The organism is Collinsella acetigenes (genome assembly GCF_012844445.1).
GTDB classification, from domain to species: Bacteria; Actinomycetota; Coriobacteriia; order Coriobacteriales; family Coriobacteriaceae; genus Collinsella; species Collinsella acetigenes.
Window position 1 is genome coordinate 72,284 of record NZ_JABBCP010000001.1, and the last position, 22,448, is coordinate 94,731.

Here is a 22,448-nt window from a genome sequence, read left to right on the forward strand (position 1 = left end):
ACTTCCCCTGTCCGACATGGAACCCGAATCCCTCGGTGGAACCCGGCACGGCTACCCTCGGTAGGCCGCACCGGAAAAACCGCCGTGCGCTTCCGACGACTCTCCAGCTTCTACGGTCGGAACATGAACGGAATCCGCAGCGCCAGCGGCGCGCGCATCCGGCGTTCCGTGTCCGGTGCTCGGCTTCAGTCCCTTGACGAAGTCAAGGACCTCTTCCGCCGAACCCATGTCCTTCACTTCAGGGAAAACCGCCACGAGCGCGTCGGCGTAAGCCTTCGTCCTCGCGGCCTGCGCCTCGCGGCGCAGCTTCTTCGCCTGAGCCTCTAACGCACGTGCCTTCTCGGCCGCGTCATCAAACCTCTTCGTTGCCATAATCTATTCCTCCTTGTTCGTTGAATCGTCTATGTCATAACCGCCGTCGAAGAAGGCGGTCGAGATACGCACGTATCCGCGGTAGCTGTCCTTGAGTTCCGGCATGCATCGGCGGTCGTTATCGGACCCGCGATAGGATTTGTTCATCCATTCCGTCACGTCATATTCGAGAATCAGCGGCTCGGAGAAATCCATACGCCCGTCCACACGGATGCGTTCCTGCAACTGCCAACCCTGTTCCTCGGCAAGGCCCTCGATTGATTCATAGAAAGCGTTTCGGCCGAGCATGCGACCGGAGGGCTGATTGCGCTGGAACCAATGGCGGTACAGGTCGTACAGGAACTTGCAGGGGAGCAGATGCCAAGACGCCGCGGGGAAAATCTCGTCGGCGAACTGGCGCAGGGGGTCGTTCGCCACGCGGAAATCATCCAGAAGCGCCGAGCAGGCATCCGGCTCATCCAACTCGTAATAGTCGGTCTCAGCGAGCACGCGGTAGAGCACGTACTCAAGAACGTCCTGACGGTTCAGGTAGTCGTCCTTGATGTACTTTCGCTCGCACCCCTGGAATCGCTTGTCGAACGGAATCACCAGCAGGCGGCGGTACATGGATTCGGACTTATCGCGGAGCTTCGGCAGCTCGTTGACGCACTGAATCATGAACCCGCGAAACAGCACGTTGCGGGGAGCCTTGAACTTGCGATTCAGCTGGAAGGGGTCGCCCGTGATGACGCTCTTGAGCGCCGCCGCGTCGTCCACGAACGTCCCCGTGTCGTTCTCGTCGGTGATGACGGCGGACACGCGGGTCAGAGGCTCCAACATGAACGGCTCGGAGAAGTTCTTCAGGGGAATGGATGCCCAAGCCCCCGAGCCGCATAGGTTGCGCAGCAGGACGCACAGCGTGCCCTTGCCGTTGTTGCCCAGCGTCGAATAGAACCATGCGCTCTTGTTCCAGCTCACGTTCGGGCGGATGGTCGCTCCGATGATTTGCCATAGGAGCTTGACGATTTCCGGGTCGTCGGAAAGCTCGTTCATCCAAGAGACGACGTCCCAGTCCGTGCCGTCATCGCCGTTGTGGATGACGGGATTCGGCGCATGGTCGACAAAATCAATATGGGATTTCGCCAGAAAGACCAGCTCGGGGTCAAAACTCATCAGAATCTTGTTGCCGTAGTCATAGATGCCATTGTTCACGGCAACGAGGTCTTTGTCCGTGCACGCCCTCTTCTTCTCGCAGATGTCGCGAAGGGTGGCGACCGTCTCGGTGACGCCCTTCGTGGTGATTGCCATGTTGTAGCTGCGAATCAGGCGCGTCAGGACCTCTTCGGTCGTGTCATAGCACCCCTTGTTCGGACCGCTCTCCTGATAGACGCCTATATCGAAATTGCCGTCATCGTCAGCCCTGTTGCAGGGTATCCCGATAGCGTGATGCAGCTCGCGCAGGACAATGGCAATCTGCAAGAAATGGAGACCCGACAGGCGCTTGTAACGCTCAGCGCCCTGCTTCTCGTCAGGATAGGCATCCTTATGCTTCGCTCCGGGTGCCGCGTTCGGGTCGCGTTTACCTAAGTTGTACGCGTCGATGCAGCGGTTCGTCAGCGTCAGAAGCTCGAACTTGAGCGTATCGCGCGAAGGCGGTTTCTCGGGGTCGATGTCCTGAAGGTAGGACAGGGCGGCGTACGCGAGAAGATTGTCGTACGCGATAGTCTGCTCGGAGCAGAACGACACGATGTCCGCTGCACAATCTTCGGGCAGGCACAGCCAGCCCTGTTCCTCTTGAATATCAGGCGCATCTGTGCTATAATATTTATATATAGATTCGGCCGTCCCGGAAGCTGTGCAGGCATCGGGGCGGTTTTCTTTTGCCTCCATGTTCTCACCTCCTTAATTCGTCAGCTCGACGCGCTTCACGTTCGCGTTCTTCCACGCCTCGACGTCGTCAATCTTGTAGCGAACCGCGTTTCCGACCTTGTAGTAGCTCGGACCCTTGCCCTGAGAGCGCCAGACACAGAGCGTCCCCGCGCTCAAACCGAGGAACGCCGCCACCTCGCGCGTCGTCTTGTACAGGGGATTTACCTCTTTTACCTGCTTCTTTCCTTTAGCCATAACCAGCCACCTCCATGTTCAAAGTCCTTTTCGCGAAACAAAAAAAACTCCCGTGGAAACCGAAGAAGGACAGAGGCGCAAAGCCTTGTCTATCTCGGTTTCCACGGGAGCTTCGTGTTCGTTGTTTCGCCCGTGACGCACGGCCTATTCGACCGAGCGCTCGGCTCCTATTCCCGATAGCAACCCCGCATCAAAGACGGGACGGGTGCTGAGCCATTTATCTATATGTATTTCATTATACGCCATTAGGGCAATTAAAGCAATATCAATTTTCCCGTCGCCGCAGGTCAGAGCCTATTTCCGCTCATTTATGGGCAGAAATAGGCTCAAAAATCTTCTGCCCGCGCCCCGAACGCATCGGCGGGGGAAGAGGACGTACGCCAAGGATTGCGGGGTCTGTTCCAGTTTGTTCCAGTTTGTTCCACAAAAGTTGGAACAAGATTTTTCCGCGTTTACCTGCGGTTTTGCGCGATTCGCTGAATCTTGTTCCAACTCCGTTTTTCGAATTGGAACAGGATTTTTACGTGTTTACCTGCGTCTTTGCTCATTTGTTCCAATTGTTCCAGTTTTCAACAAGTCTTATATATATGAATACATATATAGACCCCTTCCTATATTCTTTTCTCTCGCGCTTTAGGTTTGAAAATAATTGGAACAAATGGAACATTCACTAGAAATGCCTGGTAAATACGGGAAAAACTTGTTCCAACTCCGATTTTGCGAATTGGAACAACTGGAACAAATGGGCAGTTTTCAGGAAAAAACCCTCATAAATGAGCATTAAATCGAATTTCAAAACTGGAACAAACCTTCTATACGTTAATAGGCTTTAATGAACGAGGCCCATGCCGCATCCCTTCTGTACGTTCACCCGCATCCAACTGCCGCCCGCAGGGCGGCCACCCTTGCATCGAGCGGATGCGAGATGCACATGGGCGCTCGAACATCCCTCAGACCGCTTCAGAGGCGTTTTAAGGTACGAAAAAAGCCCGTTGGGGTACACGGAGTACCCCAACGGGCTTATAACATCTTAGAACGCAAAATACAGTGTTCTACTTCTCCGTCTCGTCTTCTCCTATAAGTCCGAAATGACGGAACGCATCCAGAATCGCCTCGCGCTTTTCAGGTGGGCACTTCGGTCTCTTCTCGGCTGACATTTCCGCCTCTTCGTAGGAGAACTGCTTATCCAAGCCAAGCTCGTCCTTGAGGTTTGCGATGTACAGCGACGAGACCTTCAAGCCATGATTCTTCAGAACGTATTCTTGAATCTGCTTATACGTCGGCTTCTTTACCTTGCCGCCCATACCAAGCTCGGACGGAGAGATGTTCACATAGGCATAGCTCTTGACCGATTTTTCTCGGGTTAAGACTGCTACCGTCTCTACGTGGCTGGTGTGGGGGAACATATCGACTGGCGTCATGCGAATCATGCGGTAACCGCCCTGGGCGAAAAGCCGCAGGTCGCGCTCCTGCGTATAAGGGTTGCAGCTGATGTAGACGATACGGCGCGGCGCCATGGCGCAAGCGGCCTCGATAAAGGCGGGAGTAGAGCCTGCGCGTGGCGGATCGAGCGCCAGGACATCGACATGCTCGCCGCGACGTGCCGCGTGCTGCAGGTATTCCGTGGCATCGGCCTCAATAAAGCGAGAGCGGTCGCATAGGTCGTTGACCTCTGCATTGCGCACGGCGTCACGCACGCCAAAATGGTTGCGCTCGATGCCAAGGAGCGTGATGTCGACACCGGCTGCTTTGGCTTCTGCGGCAGCGCACATGCCGATAGTGCCGCTTCCGCAATAGGCGTCGAGCAAGACGTCGCCGGGCTTGAGGTCCATGCCGTCGATGGCAAGCTGGTACAGCACTTCCGTTTGTTCCGGATTCGTTTGATAAAACGCGGTGGGCGAAATCTCGAATGTACAGGAGAGCAGACGGTCGCGCATGCGGGCACGGCCGGCGAGGATGTGCGATTCTCCACCCAAGATGGCATTGGTCATTTTGGGATTGATGTTTTGAGCCACGATGGTGATGCGCTCGTCGATATTTTGGAGCGCAGTGATGAACTGCCGATAATGCGGCATACGGCGCTCACGGGTGACGATGGTGAGCATCACCTCGTCGGTGTGATATCCCATACGGACGATGGCATAGCGCAAAAGGCCGCGGCACTGGTCTTCCTCATAAGCGGGAATATGGCAAGCTTCTGCGGCGCGTGCAACGCTATTGAGGATGGCACGAGCGCCGGGGGCTTCGACGCAGCAATCGGGAACGCCAACGATGCGATGGGTGCCGCGGGCAAAGAAGCCCGAAGCAATATGATTTTTACCAGTGGGCGCAAAGGGAGATGCCGCCTTGTGGCGAAAACCGCGTGGCGAAGCAATCTTTCCGGTGTCCCCTGCATTGGCTCCCATGCCGCGCACGGGTTCGACCGAACAATCTAGATCGAGTTCGGCGATAAGGGGACCAAAGAGCTCCTCCATAGCGTGCTGCTTGCGGGTGAGCTGCTTGCGGTAGGGGAGATTGAGCCATTCACAGCCTCCACAGGCTCGCATGACGGGGCAGGGGCCCTCACAAGAAATTTTGGAAGTCGCGTGGTCGTGCGTATCGGTGTGCGGCAGGCGTCGGTTCATGCGGGTCTTTCGTTAGGCGTTGCGGACACGCCTATTGTAAGGGTGTAGCTGGGATAAATACGTCTCATGCCCAGGTCTTACTCGTAAACCTATATTTGCTGAAATTGCTCGAACCCTAGGTGCTCAAAGCAAGATAAGAGACACATATTGGAGTTGTGTCGTTGATATGAATGAATGTTGACCTATTAACAACTCAAATTACTTAACTAAAATACTTGAACTACTTACCAACGCCAACGCGCCGTATGGCGCCGAAGGGACAAAACCATGCTGTTTGATGATGTGCGCGACGTGATCGTAGAGACCGTGGGTTGCGAGACCACTGCCGTTACCCCCGAGGCTCGTCTTAATGAGGACCTTGGTGCCGATTCCCTTGCCGCCATGGAGCTCATCATGGCGCTTGAGGAGAAGCTCGACATCGAGATCGACGACGCGGAACTCGACCAGTTCAAGACCGTGAACGACCTTGTTTCCTACCTGGAGACTAAGGTCCAGTAACACTGGCACTCACAGGGAGATGATGCGCGTGGGAATGAAGAACCAAGACGTCTATGACCTGATGGACCGCTTTGAAAAAAGCGACATCGCTCGCATGAAGTTCGAGAGCGGCGATACCTCGCTTGAGCTTGAAAAGACGATTGCGGTATCCGGTGCGCCCGTGGCGGCGGCCGCCCCCGTGGCCGAGTCAGCGGTTTGCGGCGTGGAAGCTGCTTCTGCCCAAGAGCCCGAAGAGGGTCTTTTTATCAAGGCCCCGATGGTTGGGACCTTCTACGTTGCCTCTTCGCCAGATGCGCAGCCATATGTGAACCCTGGCGATACTGTGCGCGCCGGGGATACGGTGTGCATGCTCGAAGCCATGAAGATGATGAGCGAGGTGTCGGCGCCTTGCGATTGCATTATCGAAGAGCTGCTCGTTGCGGATGGCGAGCTTGTCTCGTTCGATCAGCCTTTGATTCGCTATCGAGAGAGCTAGGCTAGGCGTCCTATGTTCAAACGATTGTTAATTGCCAACCGCGGCGAGATCGCCCTGCGCGTGGCGCGTGCCTGCCGCGAGCTCGATATCGATCCGGTGATGGTGTATTCCGAAGCCGATCGAGATGCGTTGCACGTGCAACTTGCCGCGCACGCCTACTGCATCGGTCCCGCGCCTGCCCAGCAGAGCTATCTCAACGGTGATGCGATTTTGACGGTCGCGAAGGCTGCGGGCTGCGATGCGATTCATCCGGGTTATGGCTTTTTATCCGAGAACGCAGCGTTTGCTCAGGAGTGCGCGGACGAGGGAATCGCCTACGTGGGACCCGCTGCACATGTGATTGCGACCATGGGAAACAAGGCTGCGGCGCGCGAGATGATGAAGCGCGCGGGAGTGCCGGTGGTTCCCGGATCGGATGGCTCCGTTGCCAACGCACATGAGGGCGCTCTTGTTGCGAAGGAGATTGGCTATCCGGTGCTCATCAAGGCGGCTGCGGGGGGCGGCGGACGCGGCATGCGTCGCGTATATGACCCCGATCGCTTTGAGGAGTTGTTTGAGGAGGCTCGTGCCGAATCCCGCGCATGCTTTAACGATGACGAGATGTATCTCGAAAAGCTCATCGTCAATCCGCACCATATCGAGTTTCAGATACTTGCAGACTCCCAGGGGACTATCGTTCATTTGGGGGATCGCGATTGTTCGATCCAGCGTCGCGGTCAGAAGATGATCGAGGAGACACCGTCGCACGTGCTCTCGGATGAGCTACGTGAGCGTATGGGTGCGGCTGCGGTTGCCGCCGCACGTGCCGCCGGCTATCAAAACGCTGGAACGGTGGAGTTTGTGCTCGATCATACGGGCGAATTCTATTTCATCGAGATGAATACGCGCATCCAAGTAGAGCATCCCATTACCGAGATGGTGAGCGACGTCGACCTTGTGCGTGAGCAGATTCGCGTGGCTGCGGGTCTTCCGCTCGGCTTTACCCAGGAGGACGTTCATATCAAAGGACATGCCATCGAGTGCCGCGTGAACGCCGAGGATCCTATGTGCAACTTTGCGCCGTCGCCCGCTCGCATCGATTTTCTGCATGTGCCGGGCGGCATGGGTGTTCGCGTCGACACAGGCATTTACCAGGGATATACCGTTCCTGCGCAGTATGACTCGCTCATTGCCAAGCTCGATGTGTGGGCGCCCACGCGCCTAGAGGCGCTGCGCCGCTGTCGTCGCGCGCTTGAAGAGCTTATCGTCGAAGGCCCGGCAACCAATATCGACCTTTTGCATCAGGTGATGTATCACCCCCAGTTCATTCATGGCACCTACACCACGTCGTTCATGGATGAGCATCTTCAAGAGATTCTCGATTGGAATGGTGAGCAAAAGAAGGTGAACGCATGATAGCTCCTTTTGGGAAGCGCCGCGCGCGTTTGCTCCAGCTGCGCGACCTTCGTCGCGCGGGTGAGGGGTCGGCGACACTGCCGCAACAAACGTGTCCTGCATGCGAGCATGAGCTAACGCGGGATGAGCTGGTTCATAACCTGTATGTCTGCCCCCATTGCGGACATCATCTGCATATCGGCGCCCGGGAGCGTCTGACATCGGTGCTTGATGCCGGCAGCTTTAGGGAGCTTGAGGCGAAGATGTCTACGAGCGACCCTCTGGAGTTTCCAGACTATGCCGCAAAGGTTCGTGCCCTGCGAAAAAAGACAGGCTTGGCCGATGCATTGGTGTGTGGCTGGGGCGCTATCGACGGCGTGCGTGTTGCCGTTGCTGTGCTGGACACCTCGTTTTTGATGGGAAGCATGGGCGCCGTTGTGGGCGAAAAGCTCACGCGTCTTGTCGAACGCGCGGCGAAGAAGAGGTGTCCGCTCATCGTGTTCTCCGCCAGCGGCGGTGCGCGCATGCAGGAGGGCATTATTTCGCTGATGCAAATGGCAAAGACGTCTGCCGCAATCGAGCGGTTCTCGGCCGCCGGCGGGCTGTTTATCTCGGTGATGACGCATCCCACCACAGGCGGTGTGACGGCGAGTTTCGCATCGCTCGGTGACATCATGCTTGCCGAGCCGGGCGCGCTTATTGGTTTTGCGGGTCCGCGCGTTATCGAGCAGACCATCGGCGAGTCGCTGCCTAAGGGTTTTCAGCGAGCGGAATTCCAGCTCAACCATGGATTCATCGATGCGGTGGTGCCGCGCGGCAGAATGCGCGCGCAACTTTCGCGCCTGCTTATGCTGCACGGTTTTGGAGGTGTTGCGCGTGGCTTTCAAAAATAACGCGGACCTTACCGCTGCGGAGCGTGTGGCGCTTGCACGTGTATCGCAGCGCCCGGGCGTGGAAGAGTATGTGGATGCGCTTTTTGAAAACGTGTTCGAGCAGCGTGGCGACCGTGCGTTTTCCGACGATCCCGCCATCATGTGCGCTATCGCTACGTTTCACGGGCGTCCGGTAACGGTAGTGGGACATCGCAAGGGCTCGACGATCGAGCAACGCATGGCGTTCAACTTTGGCATGCCATCGCCGGAGGGATATCGAAAGGCGCAGCGCGCGATGCGCGCAGCCGAGAAGTTCGCTCGTCCCATTATCACGTTCGTCGACACGCCGGGCGCGTACCCGGGATTGGAAGCGGAAGAGCATGGCCAGGGCGAGGCGATCGCCCGGAGCATCGAACTCATGAGCGCCTTGAAAGTTCCGGTGGTCTGTGTGATTTGCGGCGAGGGAGGATCGGGCGGGGCGTTGGCGCTCGCCGTGGGCAATCGAGTGCTTATGCTCGAGAACTCGGTGTATTCGGTGCTTTCGCCAGAAGGTTTCGCCTCGATTCTGTGGAAGGACGCATCTCGTTCGGAAGAGGCTTGCGAGGTCATGAAGCTCACGGCACAGGACCTGCTTGATTTGCAGGTTATCGATGCGGTTATCCCCGAGCCGGCTGGCGGAGCCCATGAGGATCCGCAGACGGTATTCCAAACGGTTGATGCGTACCTAGCTCGCGCTCTTGATGAGCTGGCGGGCATGACGGGCGCGGCTCTTGCACGTGAGCGCTATGCAAAGTTCAGGGCGATGGGAACGCGTGCGCAAAGGAGGTGCAGATAATGAGTGGCGTCAAGCTTGTTGGCACGGGCTCAGCCCTGCCGTCGCGCACGGTGACCAACGATGACCTGGCAAAGATCGTGGACACTTCTGACGAGTGGATCCGAACAAGGACAGGTATCGGAGAGCGCCATTATTGCACCCCTGAGGAGAATCATGGGCAGCTTGCGCTTCGCGCTTCCCAGTGTGCCCTGGATGATGCGGGCATTACCGCCCAGGATGTGGGCATTTGCCTTGTCGCCACATTCACCTCGTCAAATGCAACGCCTTCGACCGCATGCTTGCTGCAGCGCGACCTGGGGCTTGCAGAAGACACGCTGTGCTTGGATTTAAATGCGGCCTGTGCGGGCTTTGTCTATGCCCTGCATGTCGCCGAGCAGCTTTTGCTCGATAGCCCCCGGCCATATGCCTTGGTCGTCGGCGCTGATGCAGTGAGCCGTGTGATTGATTTTACGGATCGGTCGACCTGCGTGTTGTTTGGCGATGGCGCGGGTGCGGCGGTCCTCGGAGCGCAGGCCGATGCCTCGCCGCTATATGCCGCATGGGGGTCGCGCGGAGACGACATGTCGCTTTGCGCTCCGAACGAGGTAGATGGCACTGCGGTGATTCCGCGCCTGCGAATGGATGGACGTGCTGTGTTTCGCTTTGCGACCGAGATTTTGCCTGCCTGCACGCAGAAAGTGCTTGAACGTGCGGGGTTGGACATCGCACAAGTCGATCGCTTCGTCTTTCACCAGGCAAATCAGCGCATTGTCGACCTGGCGGTAAAAAAGCTCGGTGCAGACCCTGGGCGCTGCGGTGGCAATATCGCGCGTACCGGCAACACCTCGGCGGCAAGCGTGGCGATTCTTCTTGATGAGCTTTGTCGCACGGGTGCGCTCGCATCTGGCGAGAGGGCGCTGTGCGTTGGATTTGGCGCGGGCCTTACCTGGGCCGGCGCGTTGTTGGAGCGTGCGTAGGGGGAACTTGGTCCCGCGCGCGGTAGGGAAAGGACAGACATGAAGCTCAACGAGCTCTTGGGAACCGAGTTTCCCCTTATACAGGGAGGTATGGCCAATATCGCTACGGGTGCGTTTGCTGCAGCATGCTCTAATGCCGGCGCATTGGGCATTGTGGCATCGGGCGGTATGGACGCTCCGGCGCTACGCGAGCAGATCCGCGCGGCGCGTGCCGCAACCGATAAACCCTTTGGCGTGAATCTCATGCTCATGAATCCGCACATCGATGAGCTGGCGCAGGTCGTTGTCGAAGAACACGTGAGCGTTCTTACCACCGGTGCAGGTAATCCCGGCAAGTATATGGACCAGTGGAAGGCTGCCGGAATCAAGGTATTCCCCGTGGTGGCAGCGCCCGTGTTGGCTCGCCGTCTTGCTCGCTACGATATCGACGGCGTGATTGCCGAGGGAACCGAGAGTGGCGGTCATGTGGGCGAAACTACGACCATGGCGCTTGTTCCTCAGGTGGTCGATGCCGTTGACGTGCCCGTTATCGCTGCGGGTGGCATTGCCGACGGACGTCAACTGGCGGCTGCGTTTGCCCTGGGCGCTGTGGGAGCGCAGGTGGGAACGTGCTTGCTGGCGAGCGAGGAGTGCCCCATCCACGAGAACTATAAGCAGGCCGTGATCAAGGCGGGCTCCAACGATACGGTGGTGACCGGCCGCTCGAAGGGCGCGCCTGTGCGCGTGCTCAAAAATAAGATGGCGCGCGAGTATCTCAAGCTCGAACAGGGCAATCCCTCGCGAGATGAGCTGGAGGCATTGACGCTTGGCTCTCTGCGTCGCGCGGTTGTCGATGGCGATCTTGACGGGGGCAGCTTCATGTCCGGCCAAGTTGCCGCCATGGTGAAGGAGATTCGCCCGGTGCGCACGATTTTCGAGGACCTCATGGTAGGCGCCAAGCAAGCTATCGAGGGGGTGCGCTTGTGAGCAAGACGGCTTTCCTCTTTGCGGGTCAGGGGTCTCAGCACGCTGGTATGGGACGCGACCTCTACGAGGCCTACCACGTTTTCCGCGAGGTCATCGACGGCGTGAATCTTGATTTCAATCTGCCCTCCCTTATGTTTGAAGGTCCGGACGAGCAGCTATCTCAGACGCGCTATACCCAGCCGTGCATGGTCGCATTTGCGGCGGGCATGACGGCGATTCTCGATGAGATGGGAATCAAACCCGATTACGTTGCGGGCTTGAGTCTGGGCGAATATTCCGCTCTGGCTGCTGCCGGCGTGTTTGAATCGCAGCAAGCGATACGGCTTGCGGCGTTTCGTGGGAGTGCCATGGCGCACGCGGCCGAGGGCCGCGCCTGTGCGATGGTCTCGATTTTGGGTTTGGCTCGCGAAGCCGTTGAATCGGCGGTTGAGCTTGCCGCGGCTGCGGGCCAGGGAACGGTTGAGGTTTCCAACTACAACTGTCCTGGGCAGACCGTTATCGCCGGAGACGCCCCTGCGGTGGAGCTTGCCGCGGCTGCTGCGCGTGACGCCGGCGCCCGTAGGTGCATTCCGCTGCATGTGAGCGGGCCGTTCCATACCTCGTTGCTGCACTCTGCGGGCGACGCCCTGCATGAGCGCTTTAAAGAAGAGCCCTTTGGCGAGATGCGCGTCCCGGTGCTGTTTAACTGCTTGGGCCACGAGATGGGTGCGGGCGATAGCATCCCTGCGATCCTTGAGCGACAGGTTCAGTCTGCCGTGCGCATGGAAGACACCATCACGCGCCTGGTGGAATTGGGCGTGGACCGTGTAATCGAGGTCGGTCCCGGCAAGGTTCTCGCTGGTTTGGTTCGCCGTTGCACCAAAGCTATTCACTGCGTATCGATAGAAACACGCGAGGACGTGGAATCGCTTAAGGAGGAGCTGTAATGATGGAGGGCCTTTCTTTGGCGGACATGCGCGCCGTCGTGACGGGCGGTTCACGCGGCATCGGTCGCGCTGTTTGTTTGGAGCTTGCGCGCCTGGGAGCACGGGTTGTGTTCACCTATGCCGGAAACGCCGAGGCTGCTCAAAAGACGCTCGAGATGATTGAGGAACAGGGCGGGGTGGCGTGTGCAATATGTGCCGACGTGCGCAGCGCAGAAGACGCGGCGCGCGTGATCGATGAGGCACGTACCGCTTTTGGCAGCGTGGATATCCTTGTCAACAACGCCGGCATCACATGCGACAAGCTTGCTGCGCGTATGAAGCCCGAGGATTTCGATGCCGTGGTGGATACGAACCTTAAGGGAGCCTTCCTCTACACCAAGGCGGCGCTACGCCCCATGATGCGCGCTCGCTCGGGCGCGATCGTCAACATGGCTTCGGTGGTGGGGCTGCGCGGTAACGCGGGCCAGGCCAACTACGCGGCAAGCAAAGCGGGTCTCATCGGCATGACCAAGTCCATTGCTCGCGAGGTTGCCGCTTTGGGCATTCGTGTGAACGCCGTGGCCCCCGGTTTCATTGCGACGGATATGACCGACGCGATGCCCGAGGCCGCTCGTACAGCAACGCTTGCTTCGATTCCGGCCGGCCGATTGGGCAAGGCATCTGAGGTCGCTCGCGTTGTGGCCTTTTTGGCGAGCGACGCCGCTTCATACGTAACGGGACAAGTTCTTGCCGTCGACGGCGGCATGGCGATGTAGGGGGGTCATCATGGCAAAACGCAGGGTTGTCATAACGGGGATGGGCGCTGTTACCCCACTGGGGCACAGCGTTTCAAAGAGCTGGGAGGCCGTCCGCGCCGGCGAGTGCGGCATCGCCCCCATCTCTCTGTTCGATGCTTCGGACATGAAGGTTTCGCTGGCTGCCGAGGTCAAGGAGTGGGACCCGGCAGCTACCCTTGGGGCGCGCGAGTCCAAACATCTGGCACGCTTCACGCAGTTTGCCCTGGCGGCGGCTCGCGAGGCGATGGACGATTCCGGGCTGGCGCTCGATGCCGATAAGGCCGATCGCGCGGGGGTCATTATCGGAAGCGGTATCGGCGGCGTTGCCGAGACGGAGTCGCAGCAAATGCGCTGCAGCGCCCGTGGATATGATCGCTGCTCCCCCTACTACATCCCCTCGGGAATTTCCAACATGGCGGCGGGTCAGGTTGCCATTGCCTTTGGCTTCAAAGGCATGTGCACGTGTCCGGTTACCGCTTGCGCAAGCGGTACGAACGCCGTAGGCGATGCCTTTCGTCAGATTCGCGATGGCTATGCCGATGTCATGCTTGCGGGCGGAACCGAGGCGGCGATAACGCCTCTTTCTATTGGTGGCTTTACAACCATGCGTGCGCTTCATACAGGGGACGATCCGTCATGCGCATCCATCCCCTTCGATGCGCGCCGCAGCGGTTTTGTGATGGGCGAGGGCGCAGGCGTGTGTTTGCTCGAGGAGCTGGAGCACGCGCAGGCGCGCGGTGCGCATATCTATGCCGAGCTCGTGGGCTATGGCGTTACCTGCGATGCGTTCCACATCACGGCCCCCTCAGAAAATGGCGAGGGCGCTGCGCGCGCTATGCAGCTTACACTCGAGGATGCCGGGGTCGACCCCTCTCGGGTTGGCTACATCAATGCCCACGGCACCTCGACCAAGCTCAACGACGAGCGTGAGACGCAGGCTATTAAAACTGTGTTCGGCGAGCACGCGCAAGAGCTTGCGGTGAGCTCGACAAAGTCGATGACAGGTCACATGCTGGGCGCCGCAGGCGCCGTCGAGGCCATTTTTACGGCGCTCGCCCTGCGCGATTCCTATCTTCCGGCGACTATCGGCTGCGAAGAGCCCGATTCCGCCTGTGACCTCGACTACGTAACGGGCGAGGGACGCTCGGCATCGCTTTCCTATGCCATGTCCAATTCGCTTGGCTTTGGCGGCCATAACGCCTGTATTCTCATGAAAGCCTGGGAGGGTTAGACTATGCAGCTCGATTCCAATCAGATCTCGCAGATTTTGCCCCATCGTTATCCGTTTGCGCTCGTCGATCGCATTACCGATGGCGAGGAAGGCTCGTGGGCGCGCGGCATCAAGTGCGTGAGCGTGCAGGAGCCGGTATTCCAAGGGCATTTTCCCACGTACCACGTGCTGCCGGGCGTGATGATTATTGAGGCTCTGGCTCAGGTTGCCGCTGTGGCGATGCTCGCCGAGCCAGAGCACCGTGGCAAGATCGGGTTTTTGGGCGCGGTGAAAAACGCACGCTTCAAGCGCCAAGTACGTCCTGGCGATGTGATGGAGATGGAGAGCCGCATCGTGCGCACCCGCGGCAACTTTGCGTTTGTCGAGGGACGTGCTTCGGTTGACGGCCAGCTTGCCGCAACGGTTGAACTCACGTTGGCGTTCGGTTCTAATGAAACGAGCGACAGGTAGGGTGACGTTCGGGGGTTTTGGCGTGCTCGAGAAAAAGTTCATTCGGGTGTATACCAAATTCAAACTGCATTTTTATCGGGAGACCTTTGCGCGCTTCCAAAACCGCGAGGCGAGCCTCACCACGGTGGAGAGCTTTGCGATGGAGGCGATCTATGCGCTGGGAAACCCCACCGTGCGACAGTTCGCCGAGTTCATGGGCATCTCTTCGTCAAATGCGGCGTATAAGACGGCGAGCCTCGTGCGCAAGGGATACCTGATCAAGGAGCGCTCGAAGACCGACGCACGTGAGTACCACTTGGTTCCCACCCAAAAGTACCTGGACTACTACAATGTGAGTGCCGACTACGTGCATATCGTCATGGAACGCATCAAGAAGCGTTTTTCTGCAGAGGACGTGACAAAGATCGAAGAGATTCTGAGCGTGATGAGCGAGGAGCTTATGTCCGAGGTTCCGCTGTAGCAGTTTGGTTTCATTGAGTATCCCGTTGAGCGGCGCGCGCGTTTGTTGTTCTGCTCGCCGCTTTTCCCTCTAGGGGAGAAAAACCCGCGTATGCCGAAATGGGCGCATGATTATGTATGGGCACGGGTAGGCTTGAGCCAACGGTTAATTAACCTCGGCGCGCATCCCGCCGGGATGCCTCGCCGGGTTTTGGCTCAGGGAGGTTACCATGGGTGCGCCTAAAACCGGTAATGTGAGGAATGTGGTTCTCGTAGGCCAAGGCGGGGTGGGCAAGACCTCACTCGCGGAGGCCATGCTCCACCTATCTGGGAAAACAGCCCGTCTGGGCGGCCACGACGGCACCAAGCCAACGCTTGATTACGATGCCGAAGAGGTTAAACGCGAGTTTTCCATCTCCACGTCTATCGCTCCTATTGACTGGAAGGGTTCGCGCATCAACGTATTGGATGCGCCTTGCTATCCCGATTTTATTGGCGATGCCTACGCCGCGATGAGCGTGTGCGAATCCGCACTGTTTGTTGTCGATGCTGCAGCGGGTCCGCAGCCCACAACCGTTAAGTTGTGGTATGCCGCCGAGGACCTGCGCTTGGCACGTGCCGTTTTCGTCAATCGAATCGATAAGGAAAATGCCGATTTCGAGACCTGCTTGGGTCTGTTGCGCGAGCGCTTTGGTACGCGCTTGGGTGCCGTAACCCTTCCCTGGGGCCAGGGCGACGACTTTGGCGGCGTGATCGACCTGGTGCGCATGAAGGCACGCCATTGCAACGGAACCGAGCAGACGGAGTGCGAGATTCCCGAGGAGTATCGTGCTCAGGCCGAGGCCGCGCACGAGACGTTGTGCGAGCTCGTTGCCGAGGCCGACGACGACCTGATGGAAAAGTATCTCGAGGGCGAGACCCTTACGCAGGAAGAGGTCGAGGGCCTGCTTTCGCGCGCCATCGCAAAGCGTCTTTTCGTTCCTGTTTTTGTGGGCAGCTGCATCAAGGAACAGGGCGTCAATTCCCTGATGGACGACATCGCCACGTACTTCCCCGCGCCTACCGATTACGGCGAGATGCCGCTTATCGATGGCGACTCCCTTAAGATTTCCTCTGAGGACGACCGTCCCGTTGTCTTTGTCTTCAAGACCTTGAATGATCCCTCCCAGGGTCGCATCTCGTTTATCAAGGTGCTCACGGGCACCATCGAGCCGGGCATGGAGCTTGTCAACGCACGCACGCGCAAGGGCGAGCGCATGGCACACCTCTATGTGATGTGCGGCCGCGAGATGACCGAGGTGGGCCATGCCTATGCCGGCGATATCGTGGTGGTTCCCAAGCTCGCGGCAGAGACGGGCGACACGCTTTCGGTGTCCGGCAAGATCGAAGCCGCGGCGTTCAAGTTCCCCAACTCTCAGTACCGTATCGCCATCGAGGCCGAGAACCGCGGCGACGAGGAGAAACTCTTCACCTTTATCGACCGTGCCTGTGAGGCGGATCCCACCATGCGCATCGAGCGTGACGAGGAGACGGGCCAAACTATCATTTCCGCCGTGGGCGAGGCCCAGGTATCCGTGCTTCTCAACCGTTTGGAGGAGCGCACCAAGGTTGAGGCCCGTACGGTGCCCATTCGCATCCCGTATCGCGAGACCATTCGCCGTGTCGCAAGCGCTCAAGGTCGTCATAAGAAGCAGACCGGCGGAGCCGGCCAGTTTGGCGATTGCTATCTGCGCGTGGAGCCCTTGCTTGATGGTACCGATTACGAGTTTGTCGACGAGGTCGTAGGCGGCCACATTCCGCGCGCGCTGATTCCTGCGGTCGATAAGGGCGTTCAGGAGACCATGAAGGATGGCGTGATTGCTGGTTATCCGCTGACCGGTATACGTGTTGCCTGCTACGACGGCTCGTATCATCCCGTCGATTCCAACGAGATGGCGTTCCGTACCGCCGCTCGCATTGCTCTTAAGAAGGCTTGCGAGGATGCCGACCCGGTGGTGCTCGAGCCGATGGAGAACATTACCGTCACGATTCCGGAGAGCTACGCCGGCGCCGTGATGGGCGATGTGTCCGGTTCGCGCGGCCGCGTGACCGGCATGGATACAAACGATCGCGGAGAGACCGTAGTTACGGCAACCGTCCCGTATGCGGAGCTTGTCGACTACGCTACGCGTCTGCGCTCTCTTACGCGTGGAACCGGCGATTTTACCATGGAGCCTGCGGGCTATGAACAGGTGCCTTACGATGTCCAGAAGCATCTGGTTGAGTTCTACGAGGAGTCTCGCGCTCAGGGTAGATAGCAAATGCCTTGCTGACAATCAAAACGATTTGCCCGCTTTGGAACGACCCCGTTATTGCAACGGGGTCGTTTTTTCTCTTTTAGCTGTCGGTTCTAGAAGATGTTCGAGCCGAAGATGTTCGTGGCGTGGGGATTATTAAATAGAGAGAGGGGTCGTTAATTATATGCTACCCAAATGTACCCAATACGGTGGTATCATTTGAACCCACAAAGTGACGCGTGGTATTAATCCGCATCAGAGGAGACCTGATCGATTTACATGACAGATTTTATGCATGGAGCTAAGTACGATACAAAAACTCGTCACCGTGCCGCAAAGATATTGGCGACCGGCGTGGGGCACCGTGCACTTGCGACTCAGCTAGGAATTCCCGAGGCGACGGCTCGTCAATGGTCTCGTGCCTATGCAGTAGGGGGTCAATCTGCCGTGATGAATGCTGGTGCAAAACACCGCATTTATCCGTTTGAGCTCAAGCTTTCCGTGGTCAAAGACCGTTTGGAAAAGGGCCTATCTGTGCGGGATGTCATGGTTAAACACGGTGTGCCCAGCGAATCTTCGGTCAAGACGTGGTGCCGTCAATTTCGTGAGGGTGGCGAAGCCGCCCTGGTTGATAAGCCTCGCGGACGCAAACCTAAACAATAGGCTCTTTTAGACCAATAGCGACATGGAGTTTGAATCGTTGGGACTTGCCCGTGCAATCGGGCTGCCCTGACTTTCGCCCCGTTTTCGCGCTGGGTCCGGGAGCCGTCTTTTCATGAGCATAACAAGTTGCGCTGCGTTCTCTTCGGGCCTGCCCGTATCGTGGGAATGCGTCGAATGTTTGCTAGCAACTGTCGTTGGCGGCTCATTCCGGCCTCTGATGGGGCCGATTGTTTGGGGTGGGGATAAATAGGTTACATTAGGCGAAGACGCTTGTGCGCACGGTGGCATTATCTGTGAATGCACGGGCGTGCTTGAGCCAGAGCAGGGGGTCTAACAAAATCATGACCCAAAAGAACCTGGCCAAGAATCTGCCGTATGACGAGACTTTGTGCCATGTTATGCGCGGGGCGGCAATTGCGCTTCGATGCGCACCGGGCCCAGCGCTCTATCCGCGAAGCATCCCGTCGAGAAAGGAGCACCGGTGAACCTCCCCATTCTCAAGCATATGCAGAAGGTGCCGGGCGGTCTGATGATCGTACCAATGCTCATCACGGCTATTATCAACAGCATCTGGCCGGAAGCTCTTCAGATCGGCGGTTCCACCACGGGCGCGTTTTCCACCGGTACCATGACCATCATCGGCATCGTGCTCGTAATCTCAGGTTCCCAGCTCAGGCTCAATCAACTTGCAGCCTGTCTTAAACGCGGCGGCGTGCTCTGTCTCGTAAAGATTCTTCTCGGTTTTGCCGCATTCTTTATCGTGCAGGCCACCTGTGGCATCGACGGCGTGGCTGGAATGTCGCTCCTCGCTCTTGTAATTGCGTTTTCCAGTTGCAATCCTGGCGTGTATCTGGCGCTCATCAACGACTACGGCGACACTACGGACAAGACGGTTCTTGGCCTCATGAGTCTCGTCTCGGTTCCGGCGTTGCCGCTGCTGATCCTTAGTACCGGTCAGGGTGGGAGTGGGGCCATCATGGGTGTTATCGCCACGCTCGTGCCATTCCTCGTAGGAATGCTGCTTGGTAATTTGGACGATTCCTTTACCAAGTTACTCGTGCCGGGCACTCCCATCTGCCTTCTTTTCCTGGGCTGCTGCTTTGGATCGAACATCAACCTGATAAACGCCGTCATGGCGGGCCCCACCGCGCTTTTGCTTGCGGCCGTCTACCTTGTGGTGAGCGTCCCCGTTCTCCTTGTTGCCGACCGGCTGGTCCTTCGCCGCCCCGGATACGCAGGTGTGGCCATGTCGAGCATCGCGGGGATTGCCGTCTCCTGCCCCACGATCATTGCCGCCGCGCTGCCACAGTACGCCCCTTACGTCGAGGTGGCTACCTCCCAGCTTGCGCTTGCTGTAGTGTTGACGGGCTTTCTCGTGCCTTACCTTACGAAGTTCGTCGCCGATCGGTTTGGCAGCGCAAAATGATTTGCAGCATAGCCGTTTCACTGACTAGGCAGGACGGCGGGATAGCTTAAAGCGCGGGCGGACCCCTAAGGCGGCATTTTTTGCTCGGGGTCCATCTGCGTGAGAAGATGGAATCTCGCTTCAACGTGAAACAACGAGAAGCGCTTTGTGCTTACAGAGAGGGCTCTGCTTCGACGGGCTGGTATCCATTCTCCATGGGCCCAGGTTGCCCGTATTGGCATACGGGCGATGCCGCCGGGGTTTGAAGAATTCAAGCCCAATGGTCTCGTTCGGGCCATCGGGCTTTTCGTTTACGGCCTCTTTTGGAGGGGGGGAAAGTGTACCGATAAAGCGAGATGCATACCGGTACAATCTCCGTTCACGGCTGAAAATACACCGTCATGAGCTTTAGTTCGCTATGGAGACAGGGCTCTATTTCGAATCAATTTCGAAGAAAACTAGCAATCTACCTGCAGAAGTAATGCTGGAGAAACAGTTTGGTAAGCATTTAGAATTAAACCGGAACAATTTGACAATAAGTACCACTGAGAATAGATTCTCACTTGTAATCAGCCTGGGCAAACAGGTTCGGGCACGGCGATTGTCGAAGGAGAATCAGCGTGGACAAAGAGACCAAAATCGTGCTTCTCACGCATGGCGGATGGGGTTCGAATCTTGTTTCGAGCATCGAGATGATTGCGGGCAAGGTCGAGTGCGTGCATGAAATCGCCCTCAAGCCGGCCTATACGCTTCCGGAGTACATGTCGATGGTTCGCGAGTATACCGACGGCATTTCCGCAGATTCAATTATCATGGTCGACCTGTTTGGCGGCACGCCCTCGAACGTGGCGGCGGCGATTGGCAATCAGACCGGCATGCACGTGTTTGCCGGGCTCAATGCTCCGATGCTGCTTGAGGCGTGTCTGGAGCTGCAAAACACGGGCACCTTGGATTACGATGCGATCCTTAACGCAGGTAGCGCTGCCTGTATGGATGTAGTTGCAACGGTAAAGAAAAACATGTAAGGAAGGGGGAAAGAACATGGGTAATCTCGTTCTTACGCGCATCGATTCGCGCCTTATTCACGGTCAGGTCATGACTAAATGGGTTAATCAGGTGCAGGCGAACAAGATCATCGTTGTGAGCGACGAGCTCGCGAACGATGAGTTCATGAGGAGCATCTACCTCATGTCGGCACCGGCGGGCATCGAGGTCGTCTGTCTCACCGAGGCACAGGCTGTCGAAGAGTACCAAAAGGACGTCTTTGGCAATGGCAACGTTTTGCTACTGTTGCCGAGTCTTGCTGCGCTGAAGAATATTTACGACGCTGGCGTCAAGGTAACGTCTGCGCAGGTGGGTGGCCTTGGCGGCGGTCCCGAGCGCAAGGTTGTGTTCCAAAACATCACGCTTGATGATGCTGATGCCGAGATTTTGGAGCACCTGGCTGGCGATGGCGTGGACATTATTTTCCAGACCATCCCCGAGGACGCACCGCAGAAGGTCGACTCGATTCTTAAGAAATATCGCGCTTAGCAACGTTATGAATCACTGTTTTAGGAGGTCAGCATGAGTACTCTCGGTATTGCCATTTGCATGGGCATCTATTACTGGATTGCCCGCCTGCGTTTTGGCTACACCATTTCCAGTGCCCTGCTCCAGCCCGCGACGATCGGCGTGTTCGTCGGTTTGATTACCGGCCAGATGGTCACCGCTATGGAGATCGGTGCTGCTCTGCAGCTTGTCTACTTGGGCGTTACGTCTACCCCCGGTGGCAACGTTCCCAACGATCCCGCTCTTGCCGGCTGCATCGCCATCCCCTTGGGCGTCATGTCCGGCATGTCCCCCGAGCTCGCCGTTGCCCTGGCCGTGCCCTTCGGTATCATCGGCGTGTTCGTTGACCAGCTGCGTCGTACCACCAATGCCTTCTGGGTTCACCTGGCAGACAAGTATGCCGAGGACGCCAACACCGCTGGCATCTATCGCTGCGCTTACCTGTATCCGGCGCTCATGGGCTTCGTGATCCGCTTCCCGTTCGTCTTCGCTATCGACTTTTTGGGTGCCGATTGGGCACAGGGCCTCATCAACGCCCTTCCCGCTGTCCTTACCCATTCCTTCGAGGTCATGGGTGGCATCCTTCCCGCCCTCGGCTTTGCCCTGACCATCATGGTTATCGGCAAGAAGGAGCTCATCCCCTTCTTCTTCCTGGGTTACTTTGCCGTTGCTTACCTGGGCATCCCTGTCATGGGTATGGCTATCTTCGGCCTGATCATCGCCCTCGTGCTCCGCATGATCATGTTCCCCGAGGCTGCTAACGCAAAGGTGACCGCTGCCTCCGAGGAAGACGTGAAGGAAAAGAGCGGCCTTCTCAACAAGCAGGATGTTACCAAGTCGTTCTGGCTGTACTACTTTGGCTGCGAGGAGTCCAACTCCTACGAGCGTCTGCAGAGCCTTGTGTACTGCGCTTCCATGATTCCCTGCCTGAAGAAGCTCTATCCCAAGAAGGAGGACCTGTCCGAGGCTCTCAAGCGTCACCTGGCCTTCTTCAACACCGAGGGTACGCTCGGCGGCGTGATCCAGGGCATCTCCATCGCTATGGAGGAAGAGGCTGCAACCGAGGGCACCGTTCCCGGCTCCGCCATCACCTCCATCAAGACCGGTCTTATGGGTCCCATTGCAGGCATGGGCGACGGTATCGTTTGGGCTGTTGTTATGCCCATCATCTACGGCGTCTTCATTCCGTACGCTTCCCAGGGCAGCGCTCTTGGCGGCATCATGCCCCTGATTCTGTGGCCCGGCATCACGATCATCATCCAGTACTTCATGACGCATCGTGGCTACAAGCTTGGCCGCCAGTCCATCACCGGCATCCTCCAGTCCGGCATGATGCAGTCCATCATCTTTGCTGCTAACGTGCTCGGTCTGATCATGATGGGCGCTCTTTCCAGCTCCTACATCACGATCGCCACTCCGTTCCAGATCACCATGGGCGCTGGCAACACCCTCGTGTTCCAGGAGATCTTGGACGCCGTTGTCCCCGGTATCCTGCCGCTCGTGGCTGTATTCGGCATCTACTTCTACATGCAGAAGAAGGGCCCGCGCTACAACGTTATCCTGCTGTCGATTATCGTCATCAGTGTTGTGTGCGCTCTCCTTGGCATCCTCTAATAGCCAATCTGGCGCCAACGCCGTTGGCAGCGCGAGACTCCTC

Annotated in this window: 22 protein-coding genes; 18 read left to right on the plus strand and 4 right to left on the minus strand. The window is 57.7% G+C overall.

From position 1 onward, the window contains the following. Positions 1-51: 51 nt before the first annotated feature. The 4 genes from HF320_RS08990 to rlmD form a co-directional block, all read right to left on the minus strand. Entirely contained in the window at positions 52-372 is a 321-nt protein-coding gene (locus HF320_RS08990) for a hypothetical protein (protein ID WP_211158895.1), read from the minus strand. 3 nt (positions 373-375) lie between these two features. Next, entirely contained in the window at positions 376-2,241 is a 1,866-nt protein-coding gene (locus tag HF320_RS00325; protein ID WP_169276583.1) for a DNA primase family protein, read from the minus strand. 12 nt (positions 2,242-2,253) lie between these two features. After that, the gene (locus HF320_RS00330; protein WP_169276584.1) at positions 2,254-2,475 is read right to left on the minus strand and encodes a helix-turn-helix transcriptional regulator; all 222 of its coding nucleotides are present in this window, start codon (positions 2,473-2,475) and stop codon (positions 2,254-2,256) included. A 1,052-nt stretch (positions 2,476-3,527) separates the two neighbouring features. Further along, positions 3,528-5,099, minus strand: a complete 1,572-nt coding sequence (gene rlmD, locus HF320_RS00335) for a 23S rRNA (uracil(1939)-C(5))-methyltransferase RlmD (RefSeq protein WP_169276585.1) — start codon at positions 5,097-5,099, stop codon at positions 3,528-3,530. A 267-nt stretch (positions 5,100-5,366) separates the two neighbouring features. On the opposite strand from rlmD, the gene acpP reads away from it, so the two are divergent. The 18 genes from acpP to HF320_RS09035 all read left to right on the plus strand — a co-directional run bounded on the left by acpP (position 5,367) and on the right by HF320_RS09035 (position 22,405). Beyond that, positions 5,367-5,597, plus strand: a complete 231-nt coding sequence (acpP, locus tag HF320_RS00340) for an acyl carrier protein (RefSeq protein ID WP_211158896.1) — start codon at positions 5,367-5,369, stop codon at positions 5,595-5,597. 34 nt (positions 5,598-5,631) lie between these two features. Next, the gene (accB, locus tag HF320_RS00345) at positions 5,632-6,072 is read left to right on the plus strand and encodes an acetyl-CoA carboxylase biotin carboxyl carrier protein (RefSeq protein WP_169276974.1); all 441 of its coding nucleotides are present in this window, start codon (positions 5,632-5,634) and stop codon (positions 6,070-6,072) included. A 12-nt stretch (positions 6,073-6,084) separates the two neighbouring features. Next, positions 6,085-7,467 (plus strand): acetyl-CoA carboxylase biotin carboxylase subunit, encoded by a 1,383-nt coding sequence (gene accC, locus HF320_RS00350; protein ID WP_169276586.1) that lies wholly within the window; start codon positions 6,085-6,087, stop codon positions 7,465-7,467. Beyond that, positions 7,464-8,339, plus strand: coding sequence for an acetyl-CoA carboxylase, carboxyltransferase subunit beta (gene accD, locus HF320_RS00355; protein WP_169276587.1), 876 nt, complete (start codon positions 7,464-7,466; stop codon positions 8,337-8,339). Before accC ends, accD begins: the two co-directional genes overlap by 4 nt. Next, positions 8,323-9,153, plus strand: coding sequence for an acetyl-CoA carboxylase carboxyltransferase subunit alpha (locus HF320_RS00360; RefSeq protein ID WP_349290671.1), 831 nt, complete (start codon positions 8,323-8,325; stop codon positions 9,151-9,153). Before accD ends, HF320_RS00360 begins: the two co-directional genes overlap by 17 nt. After that, positions 9,153-10,109, plus strand: coding sequence for a beta-ketoacyl-ACP synthase III (locus tag HF320_RS00365; RefSeq protein WP_169276589.1), 957 nt, complete (start codon positions 9,153-9,155; stop codon positions 10,107-10,109). Before HF320_RS00360 ends, HF320_RS00365 begins: the two co-directional genes overlap by 1 nt. A 39-nt stretch (positions 10,110-10,148) precedes the next feature. Beyond that, entirely contained in the window at positions 10,149-11,075 is a 927-nt protein-coding gene (locus HF320_RS00370) for a nitronate monooxygenase (protein WP_169276590.1), read from the plus strand. Then, the gene (locus HF320_RS00375; RefSeq protein ID WP_349290672.1) at positions 11,072-12,001 is read left to right on the plus strand and encodes an ACP S-malonyltransferase; all 930 of its coding nucleotides are present in this window, start codon (positions 11,072-11,074) and stop codon (positions 11,999-12,001) included. The genes HF320_RS00370 and HF320_RS00375 overlap by 4 nt, the downstream gene beginning before the upstream one ends. After that, a complete protein-coding gene (gene fabG, locus HF320_RS00380) occupies positions 12,001-12,756 on the plus strand; it encodes a 3-oxoacyl-[acyl-carrier-protein] reductase (protein ID WP_248276536.1) in 756 nt (251 codons plus the stop codon). The genes HF320_RS00375 and fabG overlap by 1 nt, the downstream gene beginning before the upstream one ends. Before the next feature lie 10 nt (positions 12,757-12,766). Beyond that, positions 12,767-14,008 (plus strand): beta-ketoacyl-ACP synthase II, encoded by a 1,242-nt coding sequence (gene fabF, locus HF320_RS00385; protein WP_169276591.1) that lies wholly within the window; start codon positions 12,767-12,769, stop codon positions 14,006-14,008. A 3-nt stretch (positions 14,009-14,011) separates the two neighbouring features. Then, positions 14,012-14,458, plus strand: a complete 447-nt coding sequence (gene fabZ / locus HF320_RS00390) for a 3-hydroxyacyl-ACP dehydratase FabZ (protein ID WP_169276592.1) — start codon at positions 14,012-14,014, stop codon at positions 14,456-14,458. A 22-nt stretch (positions 14,459-14,480) separates the two neighbouring features. After that, a complete protein-coding gene (locus HF320_RS00395) occupies positions 14,481-14,918 on the plus strand; it encodes a MarR family transcriptional regulator (RefSeq protein WP_169276593.1) in 438 nt (145 codons plus the stop codon). Positions 14,919-15,126: 208 nt separating this feature from the next. Beyond that, on the plus strand, positions 15,127-17,193 hold the full coding sequence (fusA, locus tag HF320_RS00400) for an elongation factor G (RefSeq protein ID WP_169276594.1): 2,067 nt from the start codon (positions 15,127-15,129) through the stop codon (positions 17,191-17,193). Positions 17,194-17,451: 258 nt separating this feature from the next. Beyond that, positions 17,452-17,835 carry a helix-turn-helix domain-containing protein gene (locus tag HF320_RS00405; RefSeq protein ID WP_022387221.1) on the plus strand — a complete coding sequence of 128 codons (384 nt, stop codon included), beginning with the start codon at positions 17,452-17,454 and terminating at the stop codon, positions 17,833-17,835. A 481-nt stretch (positions 17,836-18,316) separates the two neighbouring features. Beyond that, a complete protein-coding gene (locus HF320_RS00410) occupies positions 18,317-19,261 on the plus strand; it encodes a 2-keto-3-deoxygluconate permease (protein ID WP_169276595.1) in 945 nt (314 codons plus the stop codon). Positions 19,262-19,860: 599 nt separating this feature from the next. Next, the gene (locus tag HF320_RS00415; RefSeq protein ID WP_169276596.1) at positions 19,861-20,265 is read left to right on the plus strand and encodes a PTS sugar transporter subunit IIA domain-containing protein; all 405 of its coding nucleotides are present in this window, start codon (positions 19,861-19,863) and stop codon (positions 20,263-20,265) included. Between the two features lie 16 nt (positions 20,266-20,281). Continuing rightward, positions 20,282-20,773 (plus strand): PTS sugar transporter subunit IIB, encoded by a 492-nt coding sequence (locus tag HF320_RS00420; protein ID WP_169276597.1) that lies wholly within the window; start codon positions 20,282-20,284, stop codon positions 20,771-20,773. Between the two features lie 33 nt (positions 20,774-20,806). Continuing rightward, a complete protein-coding gene (locus HF320_RS09035) occupies positions 20,807-22,405 on the plus strand; it encodes a PTS system mannose/fructose/sorbose family transporter subunit IID (protein ID WP_248276537.1) in 1,599 nt (532 codons plus the stop codon). Positions 22,406-22,448 lie beyond the last annotated feature (43 nt).

Bases quoted from the DNA above. Each gene is read 5' to 3' on its own strand.
- HF320_RS08990 (WP_211158895.1), bottom strand. From the start codon at position 372: ATGGCAACGAAGAGGTTTGATGACGCGGCCGAGAAGGCACGTGCGTTA.
- HF320_RS00325 (WP_169276583.1), bottom strand. From the start codon at position 2,241: ATGGAGGCAAAAGAAAACCGCCCCGATGCCTGCACAGCTTCCGGGACG.
- HF320_RS00330 (WP_169276584.1), bottom strand. From the start codon at position 2,475: ATGGCTAAAGGAAAGAAGCAGGTAAAAGAGGTAAATCCCCTGTACAAG.
- rlmD (WP_169276585.1), bottom strand. From the start codon at position 5,099: ATGAACCGACGCCTGCCGCACACCGATACGCACGACCACGCGACTTCC.
- acpP (WP_211158896.1), top strand. From the start codon at position 5,367: ATGCTGTTTGATGATGTGCGCGACGTGATCGTAGAGACCGTGGGTTGC.
- accB (WP_169276974.1), top strand. From the start codon at position 5,632: ATGAAGAACCAAGACGTCTATGACCTGATGGACCGCTTTGAAAAAAGC.
- accC (WP_169276586.1), top strand. From the start codon at position 6,085: ATGTTCAAACGATTGTTAATTGCCAACCGCGGCGAGATCGCCCTGCGC.
- accD (WP_169276587.1), top strand. From the start codon at position 7,464: ATGATAGCTCCTTTTGGGAAGCGCCGCGCGCGTTTGCTCCAGCTGCGC.
- HF320_RS00365 (WP_169276589.1), top strand. From the start codon at position 9,153: ATGAGTGGCGTCAAGCTTGTTGGCACGGGCTCAGCCCTGCCGTCGCGC.
- HF320_RS00370 (WP_169276590.1), top strand. From the start codon at position 10,149: ATGAAGCTCAACGAGCTCTTGGGAACCGAGTTTCCCCTTATACAGGGA.
- fabG (WP_248276536.1), top strand. From the start codon at position 12,001: ATGATGGAGGGCCTTTCTTTGGCGGACATGCGCGCCGTCGTGACGGGC.
- fabF (WP_169276591.1), top strand. From the start codon at position 12,767: ATGGCAAAACGCAGGGTTGTCATAACGGGGATGGGCGCTGTTACCCCA.
- fabZ (WP_169276592.1), top strand. From the start codon at position 14,012: ATGCAGCTCGATTCCAATCAGATCTCGCAGATTTTGCCCCATCGTTAT.
- fusA (WP_169276594.1), top strand. From the start codon at position 15,127: ATGGGTGCGCCTAAAACCGGTAATGTGAGGAATGTGGTTCTCGTAGGC.
- HF320_RS00405 (WP_022387221.1), top strand. From the start codon at position 17,452: ATGACAGATTTTATGCATGGAGCTAAGTACGATACAAAAACTCGTCAC.
- HF320_RS00420 (WP_169276597.1), top strand. From the start codon at position 20,282: ATGGGTAATCTCGTTCTTACGCGCATCGATTCGCGCCTTATTCACGGT.
- HF320_RS09035 (WP_248276537.1), top strand. From the start codon at position 20,807: ATGAGTACTCTCGGTATTGCCATTTGCATGGGCATCTATTACTGGATT.